Raw genomic sequence first — 21,558 nt, 5'->3', positions numbered from 1 at the left:
TTTATCCCGCCCGGTAGAACGGCTTATCGCCAAGAATTGTCGCGCGGTGCATGATGCGCCGCTGCGGCAGATAGTCGGCGTTAGCGTAATGCTGCGTCACCCGGTTATCCCAAATCGCCACGTCGTTCGGCTGCCAGCGCCAGCGCACCTGGAATTCCGGTTTAGTGACGTGAGCAAACAGGAAATTCAGCAGCGCCTCGCTCTCTTTCTCGCTGACATCCACAATGCGGGTGGTAAACCCTTCATTGACGAACAGCGCCTGCTTACCGGTTACCGGATGGGTACGTACCACCGGGTGCAACAGCGGCGGGTTCTTCGCCACCGCCTCGCGCCAGCGCTGATGCTCCGCTTCCGTCTTGTTGTACTTATACTCCTGGAACGATTTGCGGAAATCGTGCTCCGCGCGTAAACCGCTCAACAGTTGGCGGAACGGTTCGGAGAGCGCTTCCCACGCGGCAATACCGCTGGTCCATAGGGTATCGCCGCCGGTAGAAGGTAACTCCTTCGCCGCCAGAATCGCCCCCGCCGGCGGTGTGTCGATAAAGGTCACGTCGGTATGCCAGTTATCGTTGTCCGGCGGATTATCGTTATGGGTATCCAGTACGATAATTTCATCCACGCCCGGCGCATGCGGATAGACCGGATGGATATGTAAATCGCCGAACCGTAACGCCAGATCGCGCTGCTGTTGCGGGGTGATATTTTGCTCGCGCAGGAACACCACCTGATGGCGCAGCACCGCGTGGTATAGCTGCTCAAACTGATTGTCGCTTAACGGACGGGTCAAATCGGCTCCGGCCACCTGCGCGCCAATATACGGCCCCAACGGGGTAATGCTCAGACGTTCACTCATTGTACTTCTCCATGCCAGGGCGTCAGGCGGCGCTGCAACGCGCGCAGTCCCAGTTCCAGAACAAATGCGATTATCGCAATCACCGCGATCCCGGCTAACACCACATCGGTCGCCAGGAATTCACCGGCGGATTGCACCATAAAACCTAAGCCGCGAGTGGCGGCAATCAGCTCCGCCGCCACCAGCGTCGACCAACCGACGCCAAGGCCAATGCGCAGGCCGGTAAGAATTTCCGGCAGCGCGCCCGGCAGGATCACCAGCCACAGCACCTGAGCGCGACTGGCCCCTAAAGACTGCGCGGCGCGAATACGGACCTGCTGCGCGCTTTTAACCCCCGCCAGCGTCGACATCACTACCGGGGCGAAAATAGCCAGATAGATCAGTAAGATTTTCGGCGTTTCGCCAATGCCGAACCAGATGATCACCAGCGGCAGCCACGCCAGCGGCGGTACCGGACGATACAGTTCGATCAGCGGGTCGAGGATCCCGCGTACCGTTGGGCTCAATCCCATGGCGATCCCCACCGGCACGCCAACGATCGCCGCCAGTACCAGCGCGATGGCGATACGCGTCAGGCTCGCCGCCAGATGCTGCCACAGGGTCGCGTCCATAAAGCCTTGCGGCCCGGCAATGGTGAGTAGCTTCTGCAATACCTGCCACGGCGAGGGTAAAAACAGCGGGCTAATCAGCTGTAGCGCGGTCACCGCCCACCAGATAGCCAGCAACACCGCCAGCGTCGCTACGCTAAGGGTCAGCTGCCGTGATAGCGGCCAGCGCCACTTCAGCGCGCGCTGGCGCGGTTTATCATTGAGGACCACGCTCATGAGAAAGCCTCCCGTTGTTCGAACACCCGGCTAAGCACATATTCGCGCTGGGCGATAAATTGCGGATCCGATTTAATGCTGCGGCAGGATTCACCGGCGACAAAACGGCGGCCAAACTCCAGCGGCAGGCGTTCCTGCACCCGCCCCGGCCCCGGCGACAGCAACACCAGCTCGCTGGCCATAAATACCGCTTCTTCGATATCGTGGGTAATCAACAGCACCTGCTTGCCGGTTTCATGCCACAGTCGCAGCAGCAGAGTTTGCATCTGCTCGCGAGTAAAGGCATCCAGCGCGCCGAAGGGCTCATCCAGCAGCAAAAGCTGCGGATCCGCCGCCAGCGCGCGCGCAATACCGACACGCTGACGCTGGCCGCCGGAAAGCTGCCAGATAAAGCGTTTTTCCGCCCCCTGCAGGCCGACTTTTTTTAACATCTGCGCGGCGATTTCCCGGCGTTGGGTCTTTTCACCCCCCGCCAGCTGTAATCCCAGCGCGACGTTATCCAGCACGTTGCGCCACGGCAACAGGCCTTCATTTTGAAACACCACGCCGCGATCGGCGCCCGGCCCGTCGATGCGACGGCCTTCGAGAGTGATGCTGCCGTGCTGATAAGGCACGAATCCGGCAATCAGGTTCAGCAGCGTGGTTTTGCCGCAGCCGGAAGGGCCCAGCACCACCAGCAGTTCGCCGCTGTCCAACGTCAGGTTGATATCCGCCAGCGCCGGTTTACCGCCATAATCAGCGGAGAGATGCGAGATTTGCAGCATCGGAGCCTCCTTTTATTTCACGAAACGGTCAGTAACGAACTGGCTATAGTCGGTTCCGGCCGCCGGTACTTTGCCCTGCTCTTTGAGGAATTTCGCGGTATCGATAATCGCCTGGTTCACCGGGCCGTTAAGCTCCTGCGCCTGCTGGGCGGCGGTAAGATAGGTATTGCCTTTGACTAACACCGGCACATCCGCCTCCGGCACGCCGCTCAGTCGCGACAGCTTGCTGAGATTTTCCGGCTGCTTCAGCCACGCCTCCGGGTTGGCGATATAGGGCTGCTGAGCGTCGATGGCGCTTTTAGCGAAAGCTTTCACGATTTCCGGATGCTGCTCGGCAAAGTCTTTACGCACAACCCAGACATCCAGCGTCGGCGCGCCCCATTGCCCCACCTGCGCAGAGTCGGTCAGCACCTTGCCCTCTTTTTCCAGTTCGTTAACGGCTGGCGCCCACACGTAAGCGCCATCGATATCGCCGCGCTGCCAGGCGGCAATAATCGCCGGCGGCTGCAGGTTGATAATCTGCACCTGACCCGGTTTGATTCCCCAATGTTTCAGCGCGGAAAGCAGGCTGTAGTGGGTGGTCGAAATAAACGGTACCGCAATGCGTTTGCCAATCAGATCTTCCGGCTTAGTGATATCTTTTTTCACCACCAGCGCTTCGGAATTCCCAAGCTTTGAGGCCAGCAGGAACACTTCAATCGGTACTTGCTGAGTGGCGGCCACCGCCAGCGGGCTGGAACCGAGGTTGCCGATTTGCACATCGCCTGAGGCCAGCGCGCGTACGATGCTGGAGCCGCTGTCGAATTTACGCCAGTCAACGGTGGCGCCGCTGGCTTTGGCGAAGGTGTTGTCCGCCTGGGCGACTTTCGCCGGTTCAGCGGAGGTTTGATAGGCGACGGTGACGTTAACCGCCTGCGCCTGGAAGGCAGCGAAAGCCAGCGCCGCCAGAAGAGTAATTCGCGATGTGAATGCCATAGTGTCTGCTTCCCCTTAGTTGTTATGGGTGCAGTATTTCCGGCATCAGCGTGGAGATGAAGTAATTAAAAATTCTGCCTAATAGCGAATCGTTTTTAGAAGAAAAGCGGGATTAGATAGTTAAAAACAGGGATTAAAGAAATGGGTTCCCCCGGCTCACGGTACTGGTAGCCCGGATCAGGCGCGGAGCGCCGCCATCCGGGGGAAAGAAATACAGGTGTTAGCGGCCCGCCGCCAGCGCGGCGATATCCTGCGGCGTGGTGCGACAGCAGCCGCCAATCAGCCTGGCGCCAGCCGCCAGCCACTGCGGCAAATAGGCCGCGAGCGTCGCGCAGGCTTCGCCGTGATGATGCCAGGTCTTGGTCAGCGCATCATAGTGCTCGCCGGAGTTAGGATAGACCACCAGCGGCAGCGACGTCAGGCTGTGCAGATGCTGCAGCGCGGCGGTGGTATTTTCCAGCGCGATACAGTTAATCCCCAGCGCCAGCACCTGCGGATTATCGGCCAATACCGCAACAACCTCGCGCAGCGGCGTACCGTCGCTGAGATGTTCGGCGTCGCGCAGGGTCAACGAGAACCAGACGCGGGCGCGCGGGTAGTCACGCAGCAGCGCCACCAGCGCCGTGATTTCGGCAAACGACGGCAATGTTTCACAGGCCAGCAGATCCGCCCCGGCATCCAGCAGCGCTTCGACGCGCGGACGGTGGAATGCCTGAAACGCCTCCGCGCTGCGCTGATAATCGCCGCGATACTCAGAGCCATCCGCCAGATACGCGCCATACGGCCCGACCGACCCGGCCACCAGCAGCGTTCCCGCCTGCGGTTTTTCCGCCAGATACGCCTCGCGGGCTTTACGCGCCAGCTCGACGCTTTTACCTATCAGCGCCTTCGACTGCGCCTCATCCAGTCCGCGGGCGGCAAAGCCTGCCGGTGTTGCCTGATAGCTGGCGGTGATCGCCACCTGTGCGCCAGCGCGGAAATAGTCGAGATGCACATCGCGGATCAGCTGCGGGTTTTCCAGCAGTACCTTCGCCGACCATAAACTATCGGCCAGATTGCAGCCGCGCGCTTCCAGTTCCGTCGCCATCGCGCCGTCCAGCAGCACGAACGGTTGCGTTTCAAGGATGGCGGTTAGCGGATTATTCTGCGGCATGTTGCGGCTCCTGAGTTAATTTCCGTGTACGAGTCAGATAGTAAGCACCATAACATAGCGCGACGAACGGGATCCCGCACCACAACGCAATACGCTGGCTTGGGTCAAAGGCCAGCCCCACGCAGGCCACCAGGCAAAGTACAAAACCCAGCGCCGGCACCAGCGGATACCATGGCGCGCGATAGTGCAGCTCGCTTAACGCTTTGCCCTGTTGCAGATGGCGGCGGCGGAAAACAAAATGCGACGCGCAGATGCTCAGCCATACCGCGACCACCGCAAAACCGGAAATCGCCGACAGCGCAACAAACACCGTATCCGGCGCGACTACGCTGGAAAACAGCGCCAGCACGCCGCCCAGCATGCTCACCGTCAGCGCGGTTAGCGGCACGCCGCGTTTATTCACTTTTGCAAAGCAGGCTGGCAACGTCTTCTCATTTGATAGCGACCACAGCATCCGTCCGGAGGCATACAGGCCCGAGTTGGCCGCCGACAAAATCGCGGTCAGGATCACGAAGTTAAAAATATCCGCCGCGTAAGGAATACCGACCTTTTCAAACACCAGTACGAACGGGCTTTTTTCCACCCCCGCCTGCTGCATCGGGATTAGCGCGGCGAGCACGAAAACGGTACCGATAAAGAAAATAATCAGCCGGGCAATAGTGGTGCGGATCGCGACCGGTATCACCTGATGCGGGTTTTGCGTCTCACCGGCGGCAATACCGATAAGTTCGGTGCCCGAGAAAGCGAAGTTCACCGCCACCATGGTCATCAGGATCGGCAAGCCGCCATGAGGGAACCAGCCTTCGGCGGTGATGTTATGCAGCCCCGGCGCCGGTGAACCGTCGGTCAGCGGAATAAAGCCGAAGATGGCCGCGCCGCCGAGAATAATAAAAGCAATGATGGTGATCACTTTGACCAGCGAGAACCAAAATTCGCCTTCGGCAAAGAAGCGGGTAGAGATAACATTCAGGGCGAAAATCACCGCGCAGAAAATCACGCACCAGACCCACACCGGCACCTGCGGGAACCAGTACTGCATACAGAAGCCGGCGGCGGTAAAGCTCGAGCCGAGCGCCACGGTCCAGGTCAGCCAGTAGAGCCACGCCACGGTATAGCCGGTCGCCGGGCCGAGATAACGCGCGGCATACACGTGAAAGGCGCCGGTTTCCGGCATCGCCACCGACAGTTCGCCAAGACACTGCATCACCAGCCAGACCACCAGCGCGCCAATCAGATACGCCAGCAGCGTGCCCGCCGCGCCGGTGGTCGAGATAATATAGCCGGTATTGAAGAATAACCCTGTGCCAATGACGCCGCCCAGCGAGAGCATGATCAGGTGGCGCGTTTTCATGGTGCGCTTAAGTTGCCCACCTTGTTGTTGTGATGTTGTTTGCATATTGCCTTCTTTATGTATGGACGTCTAAACATCCAAATGAAGGTCATTTATACCGTGACGGCGGGGAAATTGCAAAACGGGGAAGGGAAAAAAACAGGGAGAACAGGAGTAGGAGCCTGGGTTTAAAGCTGCTTGGGCTGCGGAGCCTCTCCTTTTTACCGCAACCGCAAGCAGCCTTCTGCTACACAGAGCACACCTCGTTCCAGTAGGCTTCGCGCGTCCAGCGCCGCTCAGTATGTTTTGTCATGGCGAAACCACCGGGTTTCCACGTTGCCGAGATCCACACCATACAGGCTGGCGACCGGCAAGATCGCCTCCATCATCCGTTGACCATCTTGCTGCCCGGCTTCTCCGTTAGATAAAAAAGCCAGCCAGCCGGTAATCCGTTGCCACAGCGCTACTTTCATTTCTCCTCCATCGGTCGGGTTTGCGTTGTTGTTATTTCAACCACAATCGCCGACGGGCGGGAAATATCAATTCCGAATTTGTAATCCTGGAAGATGCATATTAGCCGCTGCGCTTCGGTGACTAAGCCCTTCCTGTAAAAGCGATTTGGTTAACAGCAATATCCCCATTTTTATTAAGAGATTTTGGTTATAGATAAGAATTTTTTCTTCTTTGCCGGACGAGGCGCTTTTGTGGGAGCGTGATAAACACAAAACAAAACAGGGATTCAGGGGAATGATGATGCATAAAACTTATACCAAAATCGCTTTTGCGCTGGGCGCGCTGCTGCTGACCGCCCAGGTTCAGGCCGACCAGTTAGCCGATATCAAAGCCGCCGGGGTGGTGAAGGTCGCCACCTTCGACGCTAACCCGCCGTTTGGTTCCGTGGATGCCAAAACCCATCAACTGGTGGGTTACGACGTCGATTTCGCGCAGGCGCTGGCGAAATCTCTTGGCGTCAAGCTTGAGCTGGTGGCCACTAACCCGGCTAACCGTATTCCGCTGCTGCAGTCCGGTAAGGCTGACCTGATCGTCGCCGATATCACCATTACCCCGGAGCGCGCGCAGGTAATTGATTTCTCAACGCCCTACTTTGTAACCGGACAGCAGTTCCTGGTTCCGGCTAAGTCGCCGGATAAACTGGATGACTACAGCAAAGCGCGCATCGGCGCGGTAAAAGGCACCACCGGCGAACAGGCGCTGCACCAGCGCTTCCCGCAGTCGCGGGTGCTCTCCTATGACGATATTCCATTGGCGCTGACCGCCCTGCGAAACGGCAACGTGCAGGCGATTACCCAGGACAGCACCATTCTCGCCGGGCTGCTGGCGGGCGCGCCGGATAAAGCCAACTTTAAAATTCTGCCGGACCTGCTGAGCAAAGAAGAGATTGGCGTCGGCGTGAAAAAAGGCGAGCCGGCGCTGCTGAAAGCGGTAAACGACGAGCTGGTTAAGCTGGAAAAATCCGGCCAGGCGGCGAAAATCTACGACACCTGGTTTGGCCCTGGCACCGCCTCTCCGCAACCGCGCGCCTTTACCATAGAAGCGAAATAACCCTGATGTTTTCCGCCTTATTTTCACGCTCCGCGGCTTCGGCCGCGGATTTCTCGCATCTGCAGCAGGCCAGTATTACCTTTCGCGACGTGGTTAAACGCTACGGCGATCATCAGGTACTTAACGGCGTTAATTTAACGGTCAATCCCGGCGAAGTGGTGGCGATCCTCGGGCCATCAGGATCGGGTAAATCAACGCTGATCCGCCTGATCAACCAGCTTGAATCGTTAAGCGGCGGCGAGATCCTCATCGATGGCAAACCGACCCGCCGCCTGACCGGCAGCGCGCTGCGCCAATTGCGCAGCCGGATCGGCTTCGTTTTTCAACAGTTCAATCTCTACGCTCACCTGACGGCGCAGGAGAATATTACCCTCGCGCTGGAGCGCGTGCACGGCTGGCAACACGATGCCGCCCAAAAGCGGGCGCTGGAATTACTCACCCAGGTCGGCCTCACGGATAAAGCGCGGCAGATGCCCGCTCAGCTCTCCGGCGGCCAGCAGCAGCGCGTCGCCATCGCCCGCGCCCTTGCCTCCTCGCCGCAAATCATCCTGTTCGATGAACCGACCTCGGCGCTGGATCCGGAGATGATCGGCGAAGTGCTGCAGGTGATGAAAGCCCTGGCCCACAGCGGTATCACCATGGTGGTGGTCACTCACGAGATGCAGTTTGCCCGCGAAATCGCCGATCGGGTGGTGTTTATCGACGGTGGCGAAATCCTCGAAACCGCGCCGCCGGCGGAATTTTTCGCCCGCCCGCAGCATGCGCGTACCCGCCGTTTTCTGCAGAAGGTGCTCGACCCGCTGCATCAGGATAGCATTGAGTGATGGCGATACTCGACTGGCATGGCGTGCTCAGCGGGCAGCCGCTACAGTGGATAATCTCCGGCTTCCTGACCACCGTCTGGGTCAGCTTCGCCGGGATACTGCTGGCCACCGCGCTGGCGGTGCTGCTGCTGGCCCTGCGTCTCGGCGGCGGACGCCCCGGTCGCTGGCTGGTGGCGGCGTGGGTATCGCTGTTTCGCAATACGCCGCTGCTGGTTCAACTGCTGTTCTGGTACTTCGCCGCCTGGAACCTGCTGCCGCTGGCGGCGCGCGATTTTATCAACGACTCCCATAGCTGGTCGATTCTACCGGGCGACGTCTGGTGGCTGACGCCGGAATTTCTCTGCTCAATGTGGGGGCTCGGCGTATTTACCTCGGCATTTCTGGTGGAAGAGATTGCCGCCGGACTGCGCGCCGTCAGCCACGGCCAGCGCGAAGCGGCGCTGTCGCAGGGATTTAGCCCGTGGGGTGAATTACGTTTTATTCTGCTGCCGCAGGGGCTGGCCAACGCCTGGCAGCCGATTGTCGGCCAGTACCTGAACCTGATGAAACTCTCTTCGCTGGCCAGCGGTATCGGTTTTGCCGAGCTCACCTACCAGGTACGGCAAATCGAGAGCTATAACGCCCACGCGCTGGAGGCCTTTGCTGTCGGCACAGTGCTGTATCTGGCGCTGGGTATCGTTATGGGACTGGCGCTGACGCGTTTCGGTCCGGGATATCGTCAGCCACGGAGCGCACAACATGAACGCTAACCTCGCAGTGATCGCCGACAACCTTGATTATCTGCTGTGGGGACGGCTGGCAGAAGGCCAACCCGGCGGCGTGGCGCTCACTTTACTGATGGCCATCGGCGCGACCGCGCTGGCGCTACCGGGCGGTATTCTGCTGGCCTGCGCCGCCTGGCGCTACGGCGGAGCCGTCCGTCGTCTGCTATTCCTGTGGGCGGAAATTATTCGCGGTATCCCGCTGATCTTCGTTATTTTCTGGCTATGGTATCTGCTGCCGATGCTGACCGGCGGCGATCTGCCGGGCGCGGTGACGGTCACGCTGGCGCTGGCGTGGTTCACCGCCGCCTCGGTGATGCACTCGGTGCTGGCGGGGCTGCGCGCCCTGCCCGGCGGCCAGTATGAAGCGGCGCTGACGCAGGGATTCGCCCCCGGCCAGACGCTACGCTTAATCCTGCTGCCGCAGGCGCTGCGCAACGTCCAGCCGTCGCTGGTGGGCATTTTTATCGGCCTGCTGAAAGACACCTCGCTGGCGTTTATCGTCAACGTGCCTGAACTCACCACCGTCGCCGGGCAGGTCAATAACCGGGTGCAAATCTACCCGCTGGCGATATTCGTCTTTACCGGCGCGGTTTACTATGTACTGTGCTGCGCCCTCAGCCAACTGGCGAGCCGCCGTTTTACCAGGCGTAGCGCTGACAGGCGCTTCGCAGCCGATTGAGAAACAGCCGGGCATTGGCGGTGAGCGCCGATTTTTGCGACCATACCGCGCAATACTGCGCCGCCGGGAGCGTGGATACCGGCAGCGTGACCAGCTTATCGCCAAGCTGCAGCGGCTGGCTCATGGCGCGCGCGACAATGGTCAGATAATCGGATTCCAGTACCATCTGCAAGCCGACAATCACCGAGTCGGTGCGTAGCGGGGTAATCGACACCTGGCGATAAAAATGAATCAGCTCGTTTTGTAGCTGCTGGTAGTAGCCCATCGGCGACTCCGGCAGCAGCCAGCGGGCTTTACGCAGCGCCAGCAGATCGCTTTCGTGCGCCAGCGGATGCCCCTTGCGCGCGATAACGCAGAACGGCGCGGTAAACAGCGGTTCCAGCATCACCCCTTCCGGCGGATGCATCGGGTCGACCGATCCGATAGCCAGGTCAATCTCTCCGCTGCGGACGCCCGGCAGCAGCGACGAAAGCTGCCCCTCTTTCACCGTCATCTGTACCTGCGGCAGCGCCTGCTTAAATCCTTCGGCCACCTGCGGAAACACCGTCAGGGCAATCAGCGACGAAAAGCCGACCGTCAGCCGACCGTGGGTGACATGGTTTATCTGTTCCACCTCGTCCGCCGCGCGCCGCAGCTCCTCCAGCACCCACTCCGCGCGCTGTAAGAAAGCGATTCCCGCTTCGGTCAGGGCGACGCCTTCTTTGCTGCGCAGAAAAAGTTGCGTGCCGAGGATTTGCTCCAGCTCACGTAATGTCCGGCTCAGCGCCGGCTGCGATTGCCCCAGTTCACGCGCCGCTGAGCGGATGCTGCCGCTACGCGCCACCTGCCGTAGCGCCTGCAGCTGGTTCAATTTGGGAAGATATTTCACCGCTCACCCCTATAAGAAAAAAGCATCACCTATAGAAAAATTATATCTTCCCGCCGCGCGGGTAAAGCCTGAGGATGCAGTAGGGGATTCCCCCACGACAACACATGCAACCATGAGACACCGGGCGGAAAAAAATGAAAAGTCAGTCTCAGATGATCTTCTTACTGTTTATCGGCTACGTGGTCGTTTATATCGACAAAACCGTCACCGGCTTCGCGCTGCTGCCTATCGAAAAGGAGTTCGGGCTTAACGCCGAGCAGTTGGGCTACATTACCGGCATCTTTTTTCTCGCCTATTCGCTGTTTCAGGTTCCGGCGGGCTGGCTTAACGATCGCATTGGCTACAAAACCATGCTGGTGCTGTCGCTGGCGGCGCTGGGGATCTTCGCGCTGTGCTTCGGCCTGCTGGGAGCGAGCTTCGGCCTGCTGCTGCTGTTCCGCTTTCTGTCGGGCGTCGGCCACTCCGGCTATCCCTGCTCCTGCGCCAAAGCGGTGGTAAGCAACTTCACTCTTGAACAACGTACCTTCGCCCAATCAATATTGCTGTCGTCAGCGGGACTGGCGATGACCATTGGGCCGATTATCGCTGTTAACGCGCTGGCGCTGCTCGGCTGGCATCTGTCGTTCACCGTACTGGGGATCGTTGCCTGCGCTATCGCCCTACTGATCGCCCTGCGCGTGCCGCGCCGACAGCCGACGGCGGTGGTCGCGAAACAGAGCGCCGCTGGCGCCGCCCTGTGGCGTAACCCCACGGTTATCCTGCTCTTTCTGGCTATCTTTTGCGTCAATATTCCCAGCTATGGCCTGATGGCCTGGCTGCCGAAGTTTTTTGTTCAGAGTATGGGAATGTCGCTTTCTGCATCCGGCTACGTGGTGGCCGCGGGGGGGCTGGGGATCTGGATCTCATCGCTCGGTACCGGCTGGCTGGTGGGCAAATATTTTCTTAATCGCGAACCGCTGGTGATTGCCATCAGCGCGCTAATCAGCGCCGTGGCGATCTTCGCCATCTTCCACGCCCGGACGCCGCTTATCGCCAGCCTGCTGCTGTTTATCGGCGAAATTTTCCTGATGTCGACCTTCGTCACCGCCTTTACCCTGCCGATGAAGCGCCTGCCGGAAAATATGATGGGCTCGGCCATCGGTCTGATTAATACCGGTGGTACCCTCGGCGGCTTTGTCTCGCCGATCGTCATTGGCTATCTGGTGGAGAAAACCCACGGTTACGCCAGCGCTTTCCTGTTTCTTTCACTGGCGATGGTTTGCTCCGCGCTGGCGGTGCTGCCGCTCATGAAACGTAAAACCGTCGTCAGTCAGCCCGTTATTGATTGAAGGAGTCACTGATGCAACACGCCACTGAACAATTCATTTCCGCCGCGGCCGAGGAAGCGCTGCGCTGGCGTCGGCATATCCACGCCCATCCGGATCTGTCGTTTAACGAGAAGCCGACCGCCGATTATATCGCCCGCGAGCTGGCGCCGTTTGCCGGTCTAGAGATAAGCCGCCCGCTGGAAAATAGCGTGATTGCCGTACTGCGCGGCGCGCATCCTGGGCCAATGTGGGCGCTGCGCGCCGATATCGATGCCCTGCCGCTACAGGAAGAGAGCGGTGAAGCATTCTGCTCAACGAAGCCCGGCGTAATGCACGCCTGCGGTCACGACGCGCATACCGCGATGCTGATGGGGGCGGCGAAAGTCTTGTGCCAGCTTCGCGAACAGCTGCACGGCAGCATTAAATTCATCTTCCAGCCTGCGGAAGAGGTGCCGCCGGGCGGCGCACGTGAGCTGGTTGAACTGGGCGTGGTTGACGACGTCGAACATATTTTCGGCCTGCATGTTTTCCCCACCAGCCCGGTTGGCGTGATAACCCTGAAAGAGGGTGTGTACGTCGCCTCCAGCGATAACTTTGATATCACCATTCGCGGCAAAGGCGGCCACGGTTCGATGCCACAGCACTGTATCGATCCGGTGACCATCGGCGCGGAAGTGGTCGGCGCGCTGCAGCAGATCGTCGCCCGCAATATCGATCCGGGCAACGCGCCGGTGCTGACTATCGCCACTTTTCAGGCCGGCGATAGCTATAACGTGATCCCCGACAGCGCGCGGCTGGCCGGGACGCTGCGTACCCATAGCCAGCAGGTACGCGAGGCGGTACCGCCGCTGATGGCACGGATTATCGACGGCATCACCGCCGCCCACGGCGCCAGCTACGAGATTAAATGGCAGCAGGGCTATGCGGTGGGCAACAACCACGACGCCACCAATCATATCGCCCGTGAAGCCATAGCCCGCCACTTCCCGGCAGGCACGCTACAGCTGCAGGATAAGGCGCTATTCGGCAGCGAGGATTTCTCCTCCTATCAGGAAAAAGTACCGGGCACCTTTCTGTTTATCGGCTGCGGCAATGCGCAAAAAGGGGCGACGTGGAACGTGCACAACCCGCATTTTCGCATCGACGAAGATGCGCTGGCGGTCGGCATTAAGACCCATATCGCGCTGGTGAGTCAGTTGCTGAACGAGGAATAATTCAGGCGATTGCCCGGCTATTTCACCGGGCAATCATTGCTGATTTTAATAAATTTCTCGTTATAGATGATGTAGTGGTTGCCGGGCTTACGCAGCGACGGCTGGCGAACGACATCGCCGGGGCGCAAATACCAGGCGTCACCTTCCTCTTCCGTGGTGTCGCATCCCGGTTTGATCAGCAGCTTAAACCAGGTATTGCCGGTATTACTGACGCTCCCCGCCGCTTTATCGAACGCCCATTTAAACTGAACCTGTCGCGGGCGTACCACCAGAATGGTATCCATCACCACCACCGGCTCCATGCTGATCTGCCCGCCCGCCGGGGCGCGCATCACCAGGTTGCGGGTGGGAATTTCACGAAACGAGACCCGATAGTAGCGTTCGCGGTTATCCTTCGGCCCGTGATAATAGAACTTAAAATATTCGCTTTCGCCCGCCTGCAGCGTCAGCTGGCGCGGGGCGAACAGCAGTTCGCCGTCCGCCGGGCGGGCACGAACCTCATGGCCGCCGGGCCGGTCGATACCCACCACCGACACCCGATACAGCCGCGCGCTTTTATTGTTGTTGATAACCCTTTTCGCCGCAAACTCAGCGTCAGAGGCCAGCGAAAAGGTCAGATTACCGACAGAAATCGCCTGCGCCAGCGGCGCGGCCAGCAACCACAGGCTCGCCAGCGTCAGCTTAATTAATGTTACGCCACGTCGCCTGGACATGAATCTCTCCTGAAGCGCTGACCTCGCCAAACCAGCCGTTGTCGGTGATGGTGCGCAGCGAGATAGGATCGTCCATAGCAATCGAGAAGCGCACCGTTGTTTTATCCATCTGCCCCACATCGCCGGAAATATCAGTCCACGGCGTGGTCAGCCATAGCGCATCGGTCATGTCGTGCCAGCTATCGTCGCAGCCGGCGTCGTAACTTTTCGTCGCCCCGCTTTGGGTAATGAAAGAGAGCGACGCCGGAAACGGCACCTGCGCGGTACCGTCCGCCGAGCTAAACAGGCAATACGAGCGCCCGCTAATCGCCTGTGACGGGCCGGTCACTTTAATCAACACCTCATCGGCGGCGGTTTTGCCGCTGGTGGTGACGATGTAGCCGAAATCCAGCGCCGGTTCGCCGCTGCCGACGTAACCCTCACGCGTAGGCGCCGAGGTGTACTCATCGGAGATAATGCTGATGCTGAAATCACGCGGTTTGATAATCAGGCTATTGGATGTCGAGAATTCATACCAGCCGGATTCCGGCGAAGTGGTGTTATAAAAACGGAAGTTAAACAGATCTTTGGTGTTAATGTCGCTAATGCCCAACGCCACCATCTGCTTGAAAAAGTTACTGGAGAAAAAGACATAGATAGAATCAGAGCTCTTCATCTCATTAAAAGTGTAATACTGCAGAATGCCGTTGACTGGTTTCCATGAGTTACCATCAAGACTGAACTGCATATCGTAGTTACCTACCGCCGATGCCAACGCAGAGTTACTGATAGCCGGGAAAATGTGAATCGAGCTGTTGCTTAATCCATTAGTTTGCAGCGTATAGTTAACCATTTTGCAGCTTAAACCGGAGCGAGAACCAATCGTTTGTGTACGGCAATCGGCATTGCCTTCACCCAGCGTGGGCACGCCGTCGCTGTTGATAAACACTTCCGCCAGTGAGTGGGTGTTTATCAGGCGTAAGTGCCCCGCTTTGGTATGGGTTACGTCGCGGATATACCAGGTACCTGACGCCTGATCTTTACAACGCTCGCCTTTGCTCGCATCGTAAGCGACCGATGTCTGGCAGGAATTAATCGTCATCGTAAAACTACCGCCGATCGGCATCTGCTGCAGGTATTGATAAAAGGCATCGGACATCATCCCGTGACGCCATTTCGTCCCGCTCCCCGTTGAGACGCCGTAAAATCCATTAGCATCTGTTGACTGGGGTAAAATCAGGCTGGTTGCCAGATCGCATCCCGAGTACCAGTTAATACACCGTAAACCCAGTAAAGGGTGAGAGACCGGCGCATTATCCAGCCACATATCAAACCGGTAATTAGCGGAGATCCCATGGTTGTGACCATCATCGATATAACCCAGACTGACCTGACGGTACGCGGTATCGCCAGAACCGGTTGATTTTAATCCGGTCCAGCGGTTTGAGCCGGTCAGACGGGGATCCAACGCGCCGCCAGGGGTGACAAAGAAGTTGTCATCAGAGTTGTTCTCGACAAAGACAAATTCGCGCGCCGGAGCAGCGGCTTCAGAATATTTTGTCACCGCCGCCTTAGCGTTCATCGCTAGCGGCGCAATCGTCAGCGTCGCCAAAGCGAGTAGCCACTTAGCTTTCATTACCTTCTCCTGTCTGCTGCACCGCCGCCCATGAAGAGAGACCGCTGCATACCACGTCCCCTACCCACACCGCGCCGCGCGCCTGGCTGAGCTCCAGCGCCACTTCACAGGTTTTATTTCCGCCGTAGCTAAAATCGATGGTGGGATATTTTTTATCGACATCCATGACAAATTCACCGTTCTCATCGGTACGGGTGCGCCCGATATGGTTATTAATGCGCGCGTTCGCCAACAGCGTGCCGTCTTCGGCGCGGATGCGCCCGGAGACGGTGACCATCTGCTTCACTTCCGGCTCGATCACCGCCACGTTACCGGGATAAAGCGTCAGGTGGCTCTTACGGCCGCTGACAATGTCGTAGCTGTCGATCGAGTTTTTACTGTTCTGCAGTTCGACTTCATAGCGGCTGTACGGCGACAGCGGCAGGTAGTTGCGTTTACCGCTGAGCTGCACGATGCGCCCGTTAACCTTAGCGCTGAGCTTGCCGTCGTCTTCCAGCCCGGTATTGAAGATCACTCCGGCGTTGCCGTCGGTTCGCCCGCTGGCGGCGATGTTTTTCCCCTGCCAGCCGACGCTGCCGCTGGCGGTCAGGTTGGTGTTCACGTAGCCGTCGGCGCCGCTGTTAACGTTCAGTGTGCCGTTGGTGTAGCGCGTTTCGAACTGCGTATAAGCGCCGCCGCTTAAGGTTTTGTCGTCGCCGGTATCGCCGGAAATCGCCCGCGAAATATTGGCGCCGACGGTTCGAATCGCCCCTTCATTAAACTGCTTACGCGCCGAAATGTTGGCCATGGTATAGCCGTTCTGATGGGTCATCCCGGCGCTGAACCAGTTGCCCAGCGGCAGTGATAAATCGAGGGCGATATATTTCCCGGTGTTGGCGTTGCTATCGCCGTTGTTATAGCGCTGTAAGCCCGCGCGCAGGCCTAGCGAGCCAAAAGAGCCGCTATAAATCGTCTGGTAATAATCCGCCGTGTAGTAATGGCTGTTGTAGCGGCGATCATCGTTGTAGCTGATGCTGAAAGTGCCTAGTTTTGACCACAGGGCGTTCAGGTTCAGCGTGCCGCCGATCGCCCGGTTATCGGCATCGCTGCGGCGCAGCTTATCGCCGATAACGGTCTTTTCCTGGTTAATCCACAGCGAGCTAAAGCCGCCGGGCAAGGTGGCGCTAACGCTGCCGATACTGCTCCAGGAACTGTCGCTGGCCAGCATGTTTTGCAGGTTGATATTCACCGCCTCGGTTAGCGGTAGCGTAATGCGCGTTTCGCCGACGGCGTTGCTATCGTAGCCGTAGCCGGTGGCCGCCCAACTGAGCGTACTCAGCGATCCGGAAGCCGACGCCCCCGCCAGCCAGCTCTCTTTCGCCGGCTGCGTCTTTTTGCCGCTTTCCGACCAGCGATCCATATGGAAACTGCCGCCCCATATTTGCCAGGCCAGCGGCGCGCCCGCGCCGCGTCCGCGAGTAAACAGCTTGTTGACGCGTTGGGTGCGTTTGCTGACCACTCTTCCGTTGACGATAACTTCGACGTCAACGTCGTAAATACCGTACGGCAGGCCTCGGGTATCAACTTCATGATTACCCATGACGAAGTTCTGCACGCTTAACAGGCGCCCGTCGCGCATCAGGTGGACCTCGCCTGCCGCCGGTAAGAATGCCACCACCGGCGTCGCCGACTGGCTGTTGTCAAATACCGTAGAGCTGGCCTGGTTTCCCCACGACGCGCCGTAGATTTTACCGGCCGAAATCGCGGTCATCGGCCCCAGCGATTGTAAGTTCCAGGTATCCAGCATCCCGCCGGCAAAACGGTGCCCGGCGAAGTCGCGCTCGTACATCGCTTTATACAGTTCATTGTCCTGGTGGCTGGTGCCGATACCGTACAGCGAGCCGTCGAGCACCACGTGATGCTCGCGCAGCGCGCTAACGCTATTGAGTGACAGATAGCTGGAGGTATTGCTGCCGCCGCTACGCATCTGGTTGTTGTAGACCCCGAGGTTATAGGTGAGGTTATTACTGAAAGTTTTAACGCTCGACTGGCCAATATCCTCGCTGCGCGACCGCAGCACGGTTCCCAGCGCCTCACGTTTCACCACCAGTTGCAGCAGCAGCTGGCGCAGACTAAGTTGCAGCTGCGCGGCATCGGTTAAGGGGATCTTCAGCGCGTCGTTGAAAGCCTCATTGGATAAACGGCTGAGCTGTTGACGCGTCTCGTCGCTGACGCGAGCGTTGTCATCGCCCTCTTCAAGGGTGATTTGCCGGACCCGCAGCACATCGCCATCAAGCCAGATATACGCGGCGCCGATACGCTGATCGTTTTGATTATCGCGGCTGCCTTCAAGATGAATAAACAGAGGAATGCTCATGCCGTCCTGCAAAGCCTGGCTGAAAGCCTGCGGGATAATCACGCCGCCGATTTGCTGCACGCGCTCGGCGGCCATGCTGTCGCTATAAGGCGCCAGCAAAAGAACCATGCCGGAGGCAAGTAGCGCGTTCAGTCCAGGGGTGATCCGTCGTAAAGGCATAGTCTTAATCCATCAGCACACATGTCTATTTCACGGGAACAAACTGCTCGCCCTGCCAGAGCGCGACCCGTCCTTTTTTGTCAGCAATATTGACGCGCGTGAAGCGACGCGATTTCCCCGGCATCAGGTAGTAGTTTTCTTTGCACTCTTTGCCATCGGCGATTTTCAGACACGGGCCGTAGGCGATAATGCGCAGGGTGGCGTTACCGGTATTGGTCAGCGTGTCGCCGGCAAACTGATAGCGAAAATTAGCCTGACGCGGCGCCACCACCAGAATGGTGCCGATGCGGGCTGAAGCGGTGGCCACGGCGCTGCGCTGGGAGCCATTGCGCTGGGCATCGCTTAAGGCCTGATCGAACCAGACAATGCGGTAGTAGCGCTCTTTATCATCCGCCGGACCTTTGTAGAAAAAGCGCACCACTTCACTGGCCTTTGCAGGCAACAACAAACTGGCGGGAGTCAGCAGGATTTCGTCCTGTTTATCCATCGGGATAACCTTGCCGCCTTCCAGCGGTGAAGAGAGACGTTCCAGATGAATGTTGATTAAGCGGCCGCTATCGGTGGTATTTTTGATCTCTTTACTTAGCGTGCTGCTGCCGCTGTTCATAAAGGAAGAGATATCGCCGACATCCAGCGCCAGCGCCGGATTCGCCAGCCCCAGCAGCAGGCCAATGGCCAGAAGATGTTTTTTCATAAGCGTTCAGTCCTTGAAGAGGCAGGGGGAGTCCCCCTGCCCGGTGCTACGAGAAAATCAGCTGGTCCAGGTGGCGTCGAACTGCACGCTCACGTCACCGCTCCAGATCCCTTCCGGCAGCGTGCTGTAATCGGTTACCGCGGTGGCGCCGTCGGTGGTACCGCTGATGATGGAGAAGTTAAAGCCGTCCTGCGCGGTGGTGCGGCCTGCGGTGTTGTAGCCGTTAGACAGTGCGCTGAGGTTGCCGCCCAGCACGCCGTTAGCGGTGTCGATCATAATGGTGTCAGCAGTCTTCTCTACCGCGACGCCGTTATAATCCACGCCCACGCTCAGCGTTGAGCCGGAGGTATCCAGCTGGGTCAGCGTGTTAGTGATAAGACGTGAAGTCAGTTTGAAGGCAGTCGCCGTGGTATCGCCTTCAACCGCAACATCAAACAGACCTTTTTGTGAGTTAAAGCCCTTAATCCCTTCGGCATACTGGAAAGCCAGGCTGCCAAGCGGGGTAACAACCAGTTTGCTTGAAGTGTCTTTTTTCGCGGTTGCAGACCAGGTAGCCACGGCCTGAGCAGTAACATCAGCAGCCTGAGCAACACCCATTCCAGCAAACGCCGTTACCAGAGCAATAGCAATAACCTTTTTTTTCATAGCTTTTTCATCCTGAGTTTAATTAAGGACAAGTCGTCCCGGTGTACCACTAAATAAACGTTACATAACTAATTTATAAATTTTCGAATACAGCTTGGCCTCAGCATTTCGCCGATGGGTGTAAATAGTTTTCACACTGCAATTTTCAATTCTGGCGATAGATTTCGGATGCATTCCCTGGGCCGTCATTCTGATCACCGTCATTTCCCGGTCAGTAATTTTTTCTTTCTTAATATCTTTGCGCAGAAACCGTCCATTAATTACATAGGCCAGTTCTTTTCTTATATCGCGCGCGAGGTCGACATACACCACGCCGCGAATATCACCGTTGTAATACCAATAATTGGCTAACGCTTCTGACTTTCTCGCGGCAATCAAAATGATTTGTTTGCCCTTGGCCTTAGCTAACCAGTCGTTGTCATAGCGAATAAAGTAATTTAATGCATTAGTACTCAGATTGATAAACAAAAAGTCCTTACATATTTTATCCAATGACAAATAAAGAAGCTCTTCAATGTCTAAAATGAGTTCCGATAAGCCTTTTAAAAAATAAGTATCATGTGCTGGCCAAATACACTTATCAAGGGAGCATTGATCGTCCATATACTGTTTATCCTCTTCATCCTGGAAATACTACCTTTCACCCCATTGCCGATAGCCAGGCCTGCAGAGTCTAAACCTGCAATTAACCCCTGTTGAAATTATTTATAATAAAATACCAGCGCCATTATTTAATCATTAATAATGCCGAAATTATTTATCGATTTATATTTTTTGTTGGATTCAAATTTAGGTTTTTTCTGATTAAGTGTCAACAAGCAGGATGTGAAGCTAATTCTCATTTATGTCAATTTTTTGCTTTTTGGCGAAATCCTATTTTTTGCTCAAAAACAAAAAACATTTAATTTCATGTGGTTATTGATCGAAAATTCCTACAATCCTAATCGGTTATTATATAGTCCAGGATCATAACCCTATTTCATTAGGAATATTCTTAATAGATAAGATAAATGACGTTGCGAAAAATCTTAATAACACACAAAAGTAAGAATATAATACCATAAAATAGCCAATTATAAGACGATCAACCCATTCATAAGCTGCATGAATGGTTTTAAGTACCGCACAAAATGCCTAAACATAAACAAAAAAACCGCTTGCAGAGGACTATTAATCCCATGAAAGAATGATATCTAAGAGAATGAGATTAGTTCTCATATTTCTTTCTTATTTGCTCTCATTTTCATTAGTGTAGCCCATCACGCTATGTTTGCCGCTGGCATGTTTCTTTTACCTTGCAGATAAGCGTTTCATCACGCTTTCATTATTTTTTCGCCTTACCGTCATCGAAAGTTCACACAAAACGCGATTAATAGTGACCAGTTTATGACGAACCAGGACACTCTTATGAACAGCTCTCTTGCCGCGGTGGCGGAAACCGAATTTTCGCTAATTACGCCCATCACCCCAACCCGGCAGCGGAAAGTCTTAAGCGTGCGCAACCTGAGTAAATCTTATAATGCGCAGCAAACCGTTCTCGATAACATCAGCTTTGACCTCCATGCCGGCGAGCTGGTGGGAGTGATTGGCCGCTCGGGAGCCGGGAAATCCACCCTGCTGCATGTCCTGAACGGCACTCACAGCGCCACCGGCGGTGAAATTCTCAGCTTTCCGGAAGTCGGCATGCCGCATGATGTTTCACGCCTGAAAGGACGCGCGCTCAATGCCTGGCGCAGCGAGTGCGGGATGATTTTCCAGGATTTCTGCCTCGTACCGCGTCTTGATGTGCTGACTAACGTACTGCTCGGTCGCCTGAGTCAGACCTCAACCCTGAAGTCGCTGTTTAAGGTTTTCCCCGACGCCGACCGGACACGCGCCATCTCTCTTCTCGAGTGGATGAATATGTTGCCGCACGCCCTACAGCGGGCGGAAAACCTCTCCGGCGGCCAGATGCAGCGCGTAGCGATTTGCCGCGCCCTGATGCAAAACCCCGGGATCCTGCTGGCGGATGAACCCGTCGCCTCGCTCGATCCCAAAAACACCCAGCGAATTATGAACGTACTGCGGGAAATCAGCGGCCAGGGGATTAGCGTGATGGTCAACCTGCATTCGGTCGAACTGGTCAAAGAGTACTGCACGCGGGTGATTGGCGTCGCCAAAGGCCGCATCATTTTCGACGATCATCCCGCACGGCTGACTCAGGATGTTCTGCATCAGCTGTATGGCGATGAAATTAGCCAGTTGCATTAATTTCCTTT

At 56.9% G+C, this 21,558-nt stretch carries 21 protein-coding genes; 7 read left to right on the top strand and 14 right to left on the bottom strand.

The window, feature by feature from the left end; all coding sequences use genetic code 11:
- Position 1: 1 nt before the first annotated feature.
- From tauD to PGR09_RS00570, 7 genes are all read right to left on the bottom strand, one after another.
- On the bottom strand, positions 2–853 hold the full coding sequence (tauD, locus tag PGR09_RS00600; RefSeq protein WP_015704533.1) for a taurine dioxygenase: 852 nt from the start codon (positions 851–853) through the stop codon (positions 2–4).
- The gene (gene tauC / locus PGR09_RS00595; protein ID WP_045390998.1) at positions 850–1,677 is read right to left on the bottom strand and encodes a taurine ABC transporter permease TauC; all 828 of its coding nucleotides are present in this window, start codon (positions 1,675–1,677) and stop codon (positions 850–852) included. Before tauC ends, tauD begins: the two co-directional genes overlap by 4 nt.
- Entirely contained in the window at positions 1,674–2,441 is a 768-nt protein-coding gene (gene tauB, locus PGR09_RS00590; RefSeq protein ID WP_430915727.1) for a taurine ABC transporter ATP-binding subunit, read from the bottom strand. The genes tauC and tauB overlap by 4 nt, the downstream gene beginning before the upstream one ends.
- A gap of 12 nt (positions 2,442–2,453) precedes the next feature.
- Positions 2,454–3,416: a taurine ABC transporter substrate-binding protein gene (gene tauA, locus PGR09_RS00585; protein WP_015368105.1), complete on the bottom strand. Its 963-nt coding sequence runs from the start codon at positions 3,414–3,416 to the stop codon at positions 2,454–2,456.
- Positions 3,417–3,636: 220 nt separating this feature from the next.
- Positions 3,637–4,569, bottom strand: coding sequence for a homocysteine S-methyltransferase (gene mmuM, locus PGR09_RS00580; protein WP_430915726.1), 933 nt, complete (start codon positions 4,567–4,569; stop codon positions 3,637–3,639).
- Positions 4,556–5,965: an S-methylmethionine permease gene (gene mmuP / locus PGR09_RS00575; RefSeq protein WP_047045994.1), complete on the bottom strand. Its 1,410-nt coding sequence runs from the start codon at positions 5,963–5,965 to the stop codon at positions 4,556–4,558. The genes mmuM and mmuP overlap by 14 nt, the downstream gene beginning before the upstream one ends.
- Before the next feature lie 230 nt (positions 5,966–6,195).
- Positions 6,196–6,372: a hypothetical protein gene (locus PGR09_RS00570; RefSeq protein ID WP_015368101.1), complete on the bottom strand. Its 177-nt coding sequence runs from the start codon at positions 6,370–6,372 to the stop codon at positions 6,196–6,198.
- A gap of 280 nt (positions 6,373–6,652) precedes the next feature.
- Here PGR09_RS00570 and PGR09_RS00565 point away from each other — a divergent pair, with 280 nt between their 5' ends.
- Genes PGR09_RS00565 through PGR09_RS00550 form a run of 4 tightly spaced genes read left to right on the top strand, consistent with a single transcriptional unit; the run spans position 6,653 to position 9,729 of the window.
- Positions 6,653–7,462 (top strand): ABC transporter substrate-binding protein, encoded by an 810-nt coding sequence (locus PGR09_RS00565; RefSeq protein ID WP_370429554.1) that lies wholly within the window; start codon positions 6,653–6,655, stop codon positions 7,460–7,462.
- 5 nt (positions 7,463–7,467) lie between these two features.
- A complete protein-coding gene (locus PGR09_RS00560) occupies positions 7,468–8,286 on the top strand; it encodes an amino acid ABC transporter ATP-binding protein (protein WP_430915725.1) in 819 nt (272 codons plus the stop codon).
- Positions 8,283–9,035 (top strand): amino acid ABC transporter permease, encoded by a 753-nt coding sequence (locus tag PGR09_RS00555; RefSeq protein WP_430915724.1) that lies wholly within the window; start codon positions 8,283–8,285, stop codon positions 9,033–9,035. The genes PGR09_RS00560 and PGR09_RS00555 overlap by 4 nt, the downstream gene beginning before the upstream one ends.
- Complete coding sequence (locus tag PGR09_RS00550; RefSeq protein ID WP_049061293.1) at positions 9,025–9,729, top strand: amino acid ABC transporter permease; 705 nt, start codon at positions 9,025–9,027, stop codon at positions 9,727–9,729. The genes PGR09_RS00555 and PGR09_RS00550 overlap by 11 nt, the downstream gene beginning before the upstream one ends.
- Here the strand turns inward: PGR09_RS00550 and PGR09_RS00545 are convergent.
- Entirely contained in the window at positions 9,689–10,597 is a 909-nt protein-coding gene (locus PGR09_RS00545; RefSeq protein ID WP_045391015.1) for a LysR substrate-binding domain-containing protein, read from the bottom strand. The two genes, PGR09_RS00550 and PGR09_RS00545, sit on opposite strands and share 41 nt — an antisense overlap.
- A 134-nt stretch (positions 10,598–10,731) precedes the next feature.
- On the opposite strand from PGR09_RS00545, the gene PGR09_RS00540 reads away from it, so the two are divergent.
- The gene (locus PGR09_RS00540) at positions 10,732–11,925 is read left to right on the top strand and encodes an MFS transporter (protein ID WP_045391018.1); all 1,194 of its coding nucleotides are present in this window, start codon (positions 10,732–10,734) and stop codon (positions 11,923–11,925) included.
- Positions 11,926–11,936: 11 nt separating this feature from the next.
- On the top strand, positions 11,937–13,118 hold the full coding sequence (locus tag PGR09_RS00535) for an amidohydrolase (RefSeq protein ID WP_316423055.1): 1,182 nt from the start codon (positions 11,937–11,939) through the stop codon (positions 13,116–13,118).
- Positions 13,119–13,135: 17 nt separating this feature from the next.
- Here PGR09_RS00535 and PGR09_RS00530 read toward each other — a convergent pair whose 3' ends face one another.
- From PGR09_RS00530 to ecpR, 6 genes are read right to left on the bottom strand one after another with little or no spacing between them, the layout of a single operon-like run.
- Positions 13,136–13,831: a fimbria/pilus periplasmic chaperone gene (locus PGR09_RS00530; RefSeq protein ID WP_015704522.1), complete on the bottom strand. Its 696-nt coding sequence runs from the start codon at positions 13,829–13,831 to the stop codon at positions 13,136–13,138.
- Positions 13,800–15,392: a fimbrial adhesin EcpD gene (gene ecpD, locus PGR09_RS00525; RefSeq protein ID WP_227505038.1), complete on the bottom strand. Its 1,593-nt coding sequence runs from the start codon at positions 15,390–15,392 to the stop codon at positions 13,800–13,802. Before ecpD ends, PGR09_RS00530 begins: the two co-directional genes overlap by 32 nt.
- A 43-nt stretch (positions 15,393–15,435) precedes the next feature.
- A complete protein-coding gene (locus PGR09_RS00520; protein ID WP_047046010.1) occupies positions 15,436–17,961 on the bottom strand; it encodes a fimbrial biogenesis outer membrane usher protein in 2,526 nt (841 codons plus the stop codon).
- A gap of 25 nt (positions 17,962–17,986) precedes the next feature.
- Positions 17,987–18,655 carry a hypothetical protein gene (locus PGR09_RS00515; RefSeq protein ID WP_045391028.1) on the bottom strand — a complete coding sequence of 223 codons (669 nt, stop codon included), beginning with the start codon at positions 18,653–18,655 and terminating at the stop codon, positions 17,987–17,989.
- 57 nt (positions 18,656–18,712) lie between these two features.
- The gene (gene ecpA / locus PGR09_RS00510) at positions 18,713–19,300 is read right to left on the bottom strand and encodes a common pilus major fimbrillin subunit EcpA (protein WP_047046013.1); all 588 of its coding nucleotides are present in this window, start codon (positions 19,298–19,300) and stop codon (positions 18,713–18,715) included.
- Positions 19,301–19,360: 60 nt separating this feature from the next.
- Entirely contained in the window at positions 19,361–19,903 is a 543-nt protein-coding gene (gene ecpR, locus PGR09_RS00505; RefSeq protein ID WP_047046016.1) for an ECP biosynthesis operon DNA-binding transcriptional regulator EcpR, read from the bottom strand.
- Between the two features lie 804 nt (positions 19,904–20,707).
- Here ecpR and phnC point away from each other — a divergent pair.
- Entirely contained in the window at positions 20,708–21,550 is an 843-nt protein-coding gene (phnC, locus tag PGR09_RS00500) for a phosphonate ABC transporter ATP-binding protein (protein ID WP_430915723.1), read from the top strand.
- Positions 21,551–21,558 lie beyond the last annotated feature (8 nt).

This window comes from Klebsiella sp. 141251 (genome assembly GCF_050600725.1).
GTDB lineage: Bacteria > Pseudomonadota > Gammaproteobacteria > Enterobacterales > Enterobacteriaceae > Klebsiella > Klebsiella aerogenes.
This window is presented reverse-complemented; position numbering and strand designations above follow the sequence as displayed.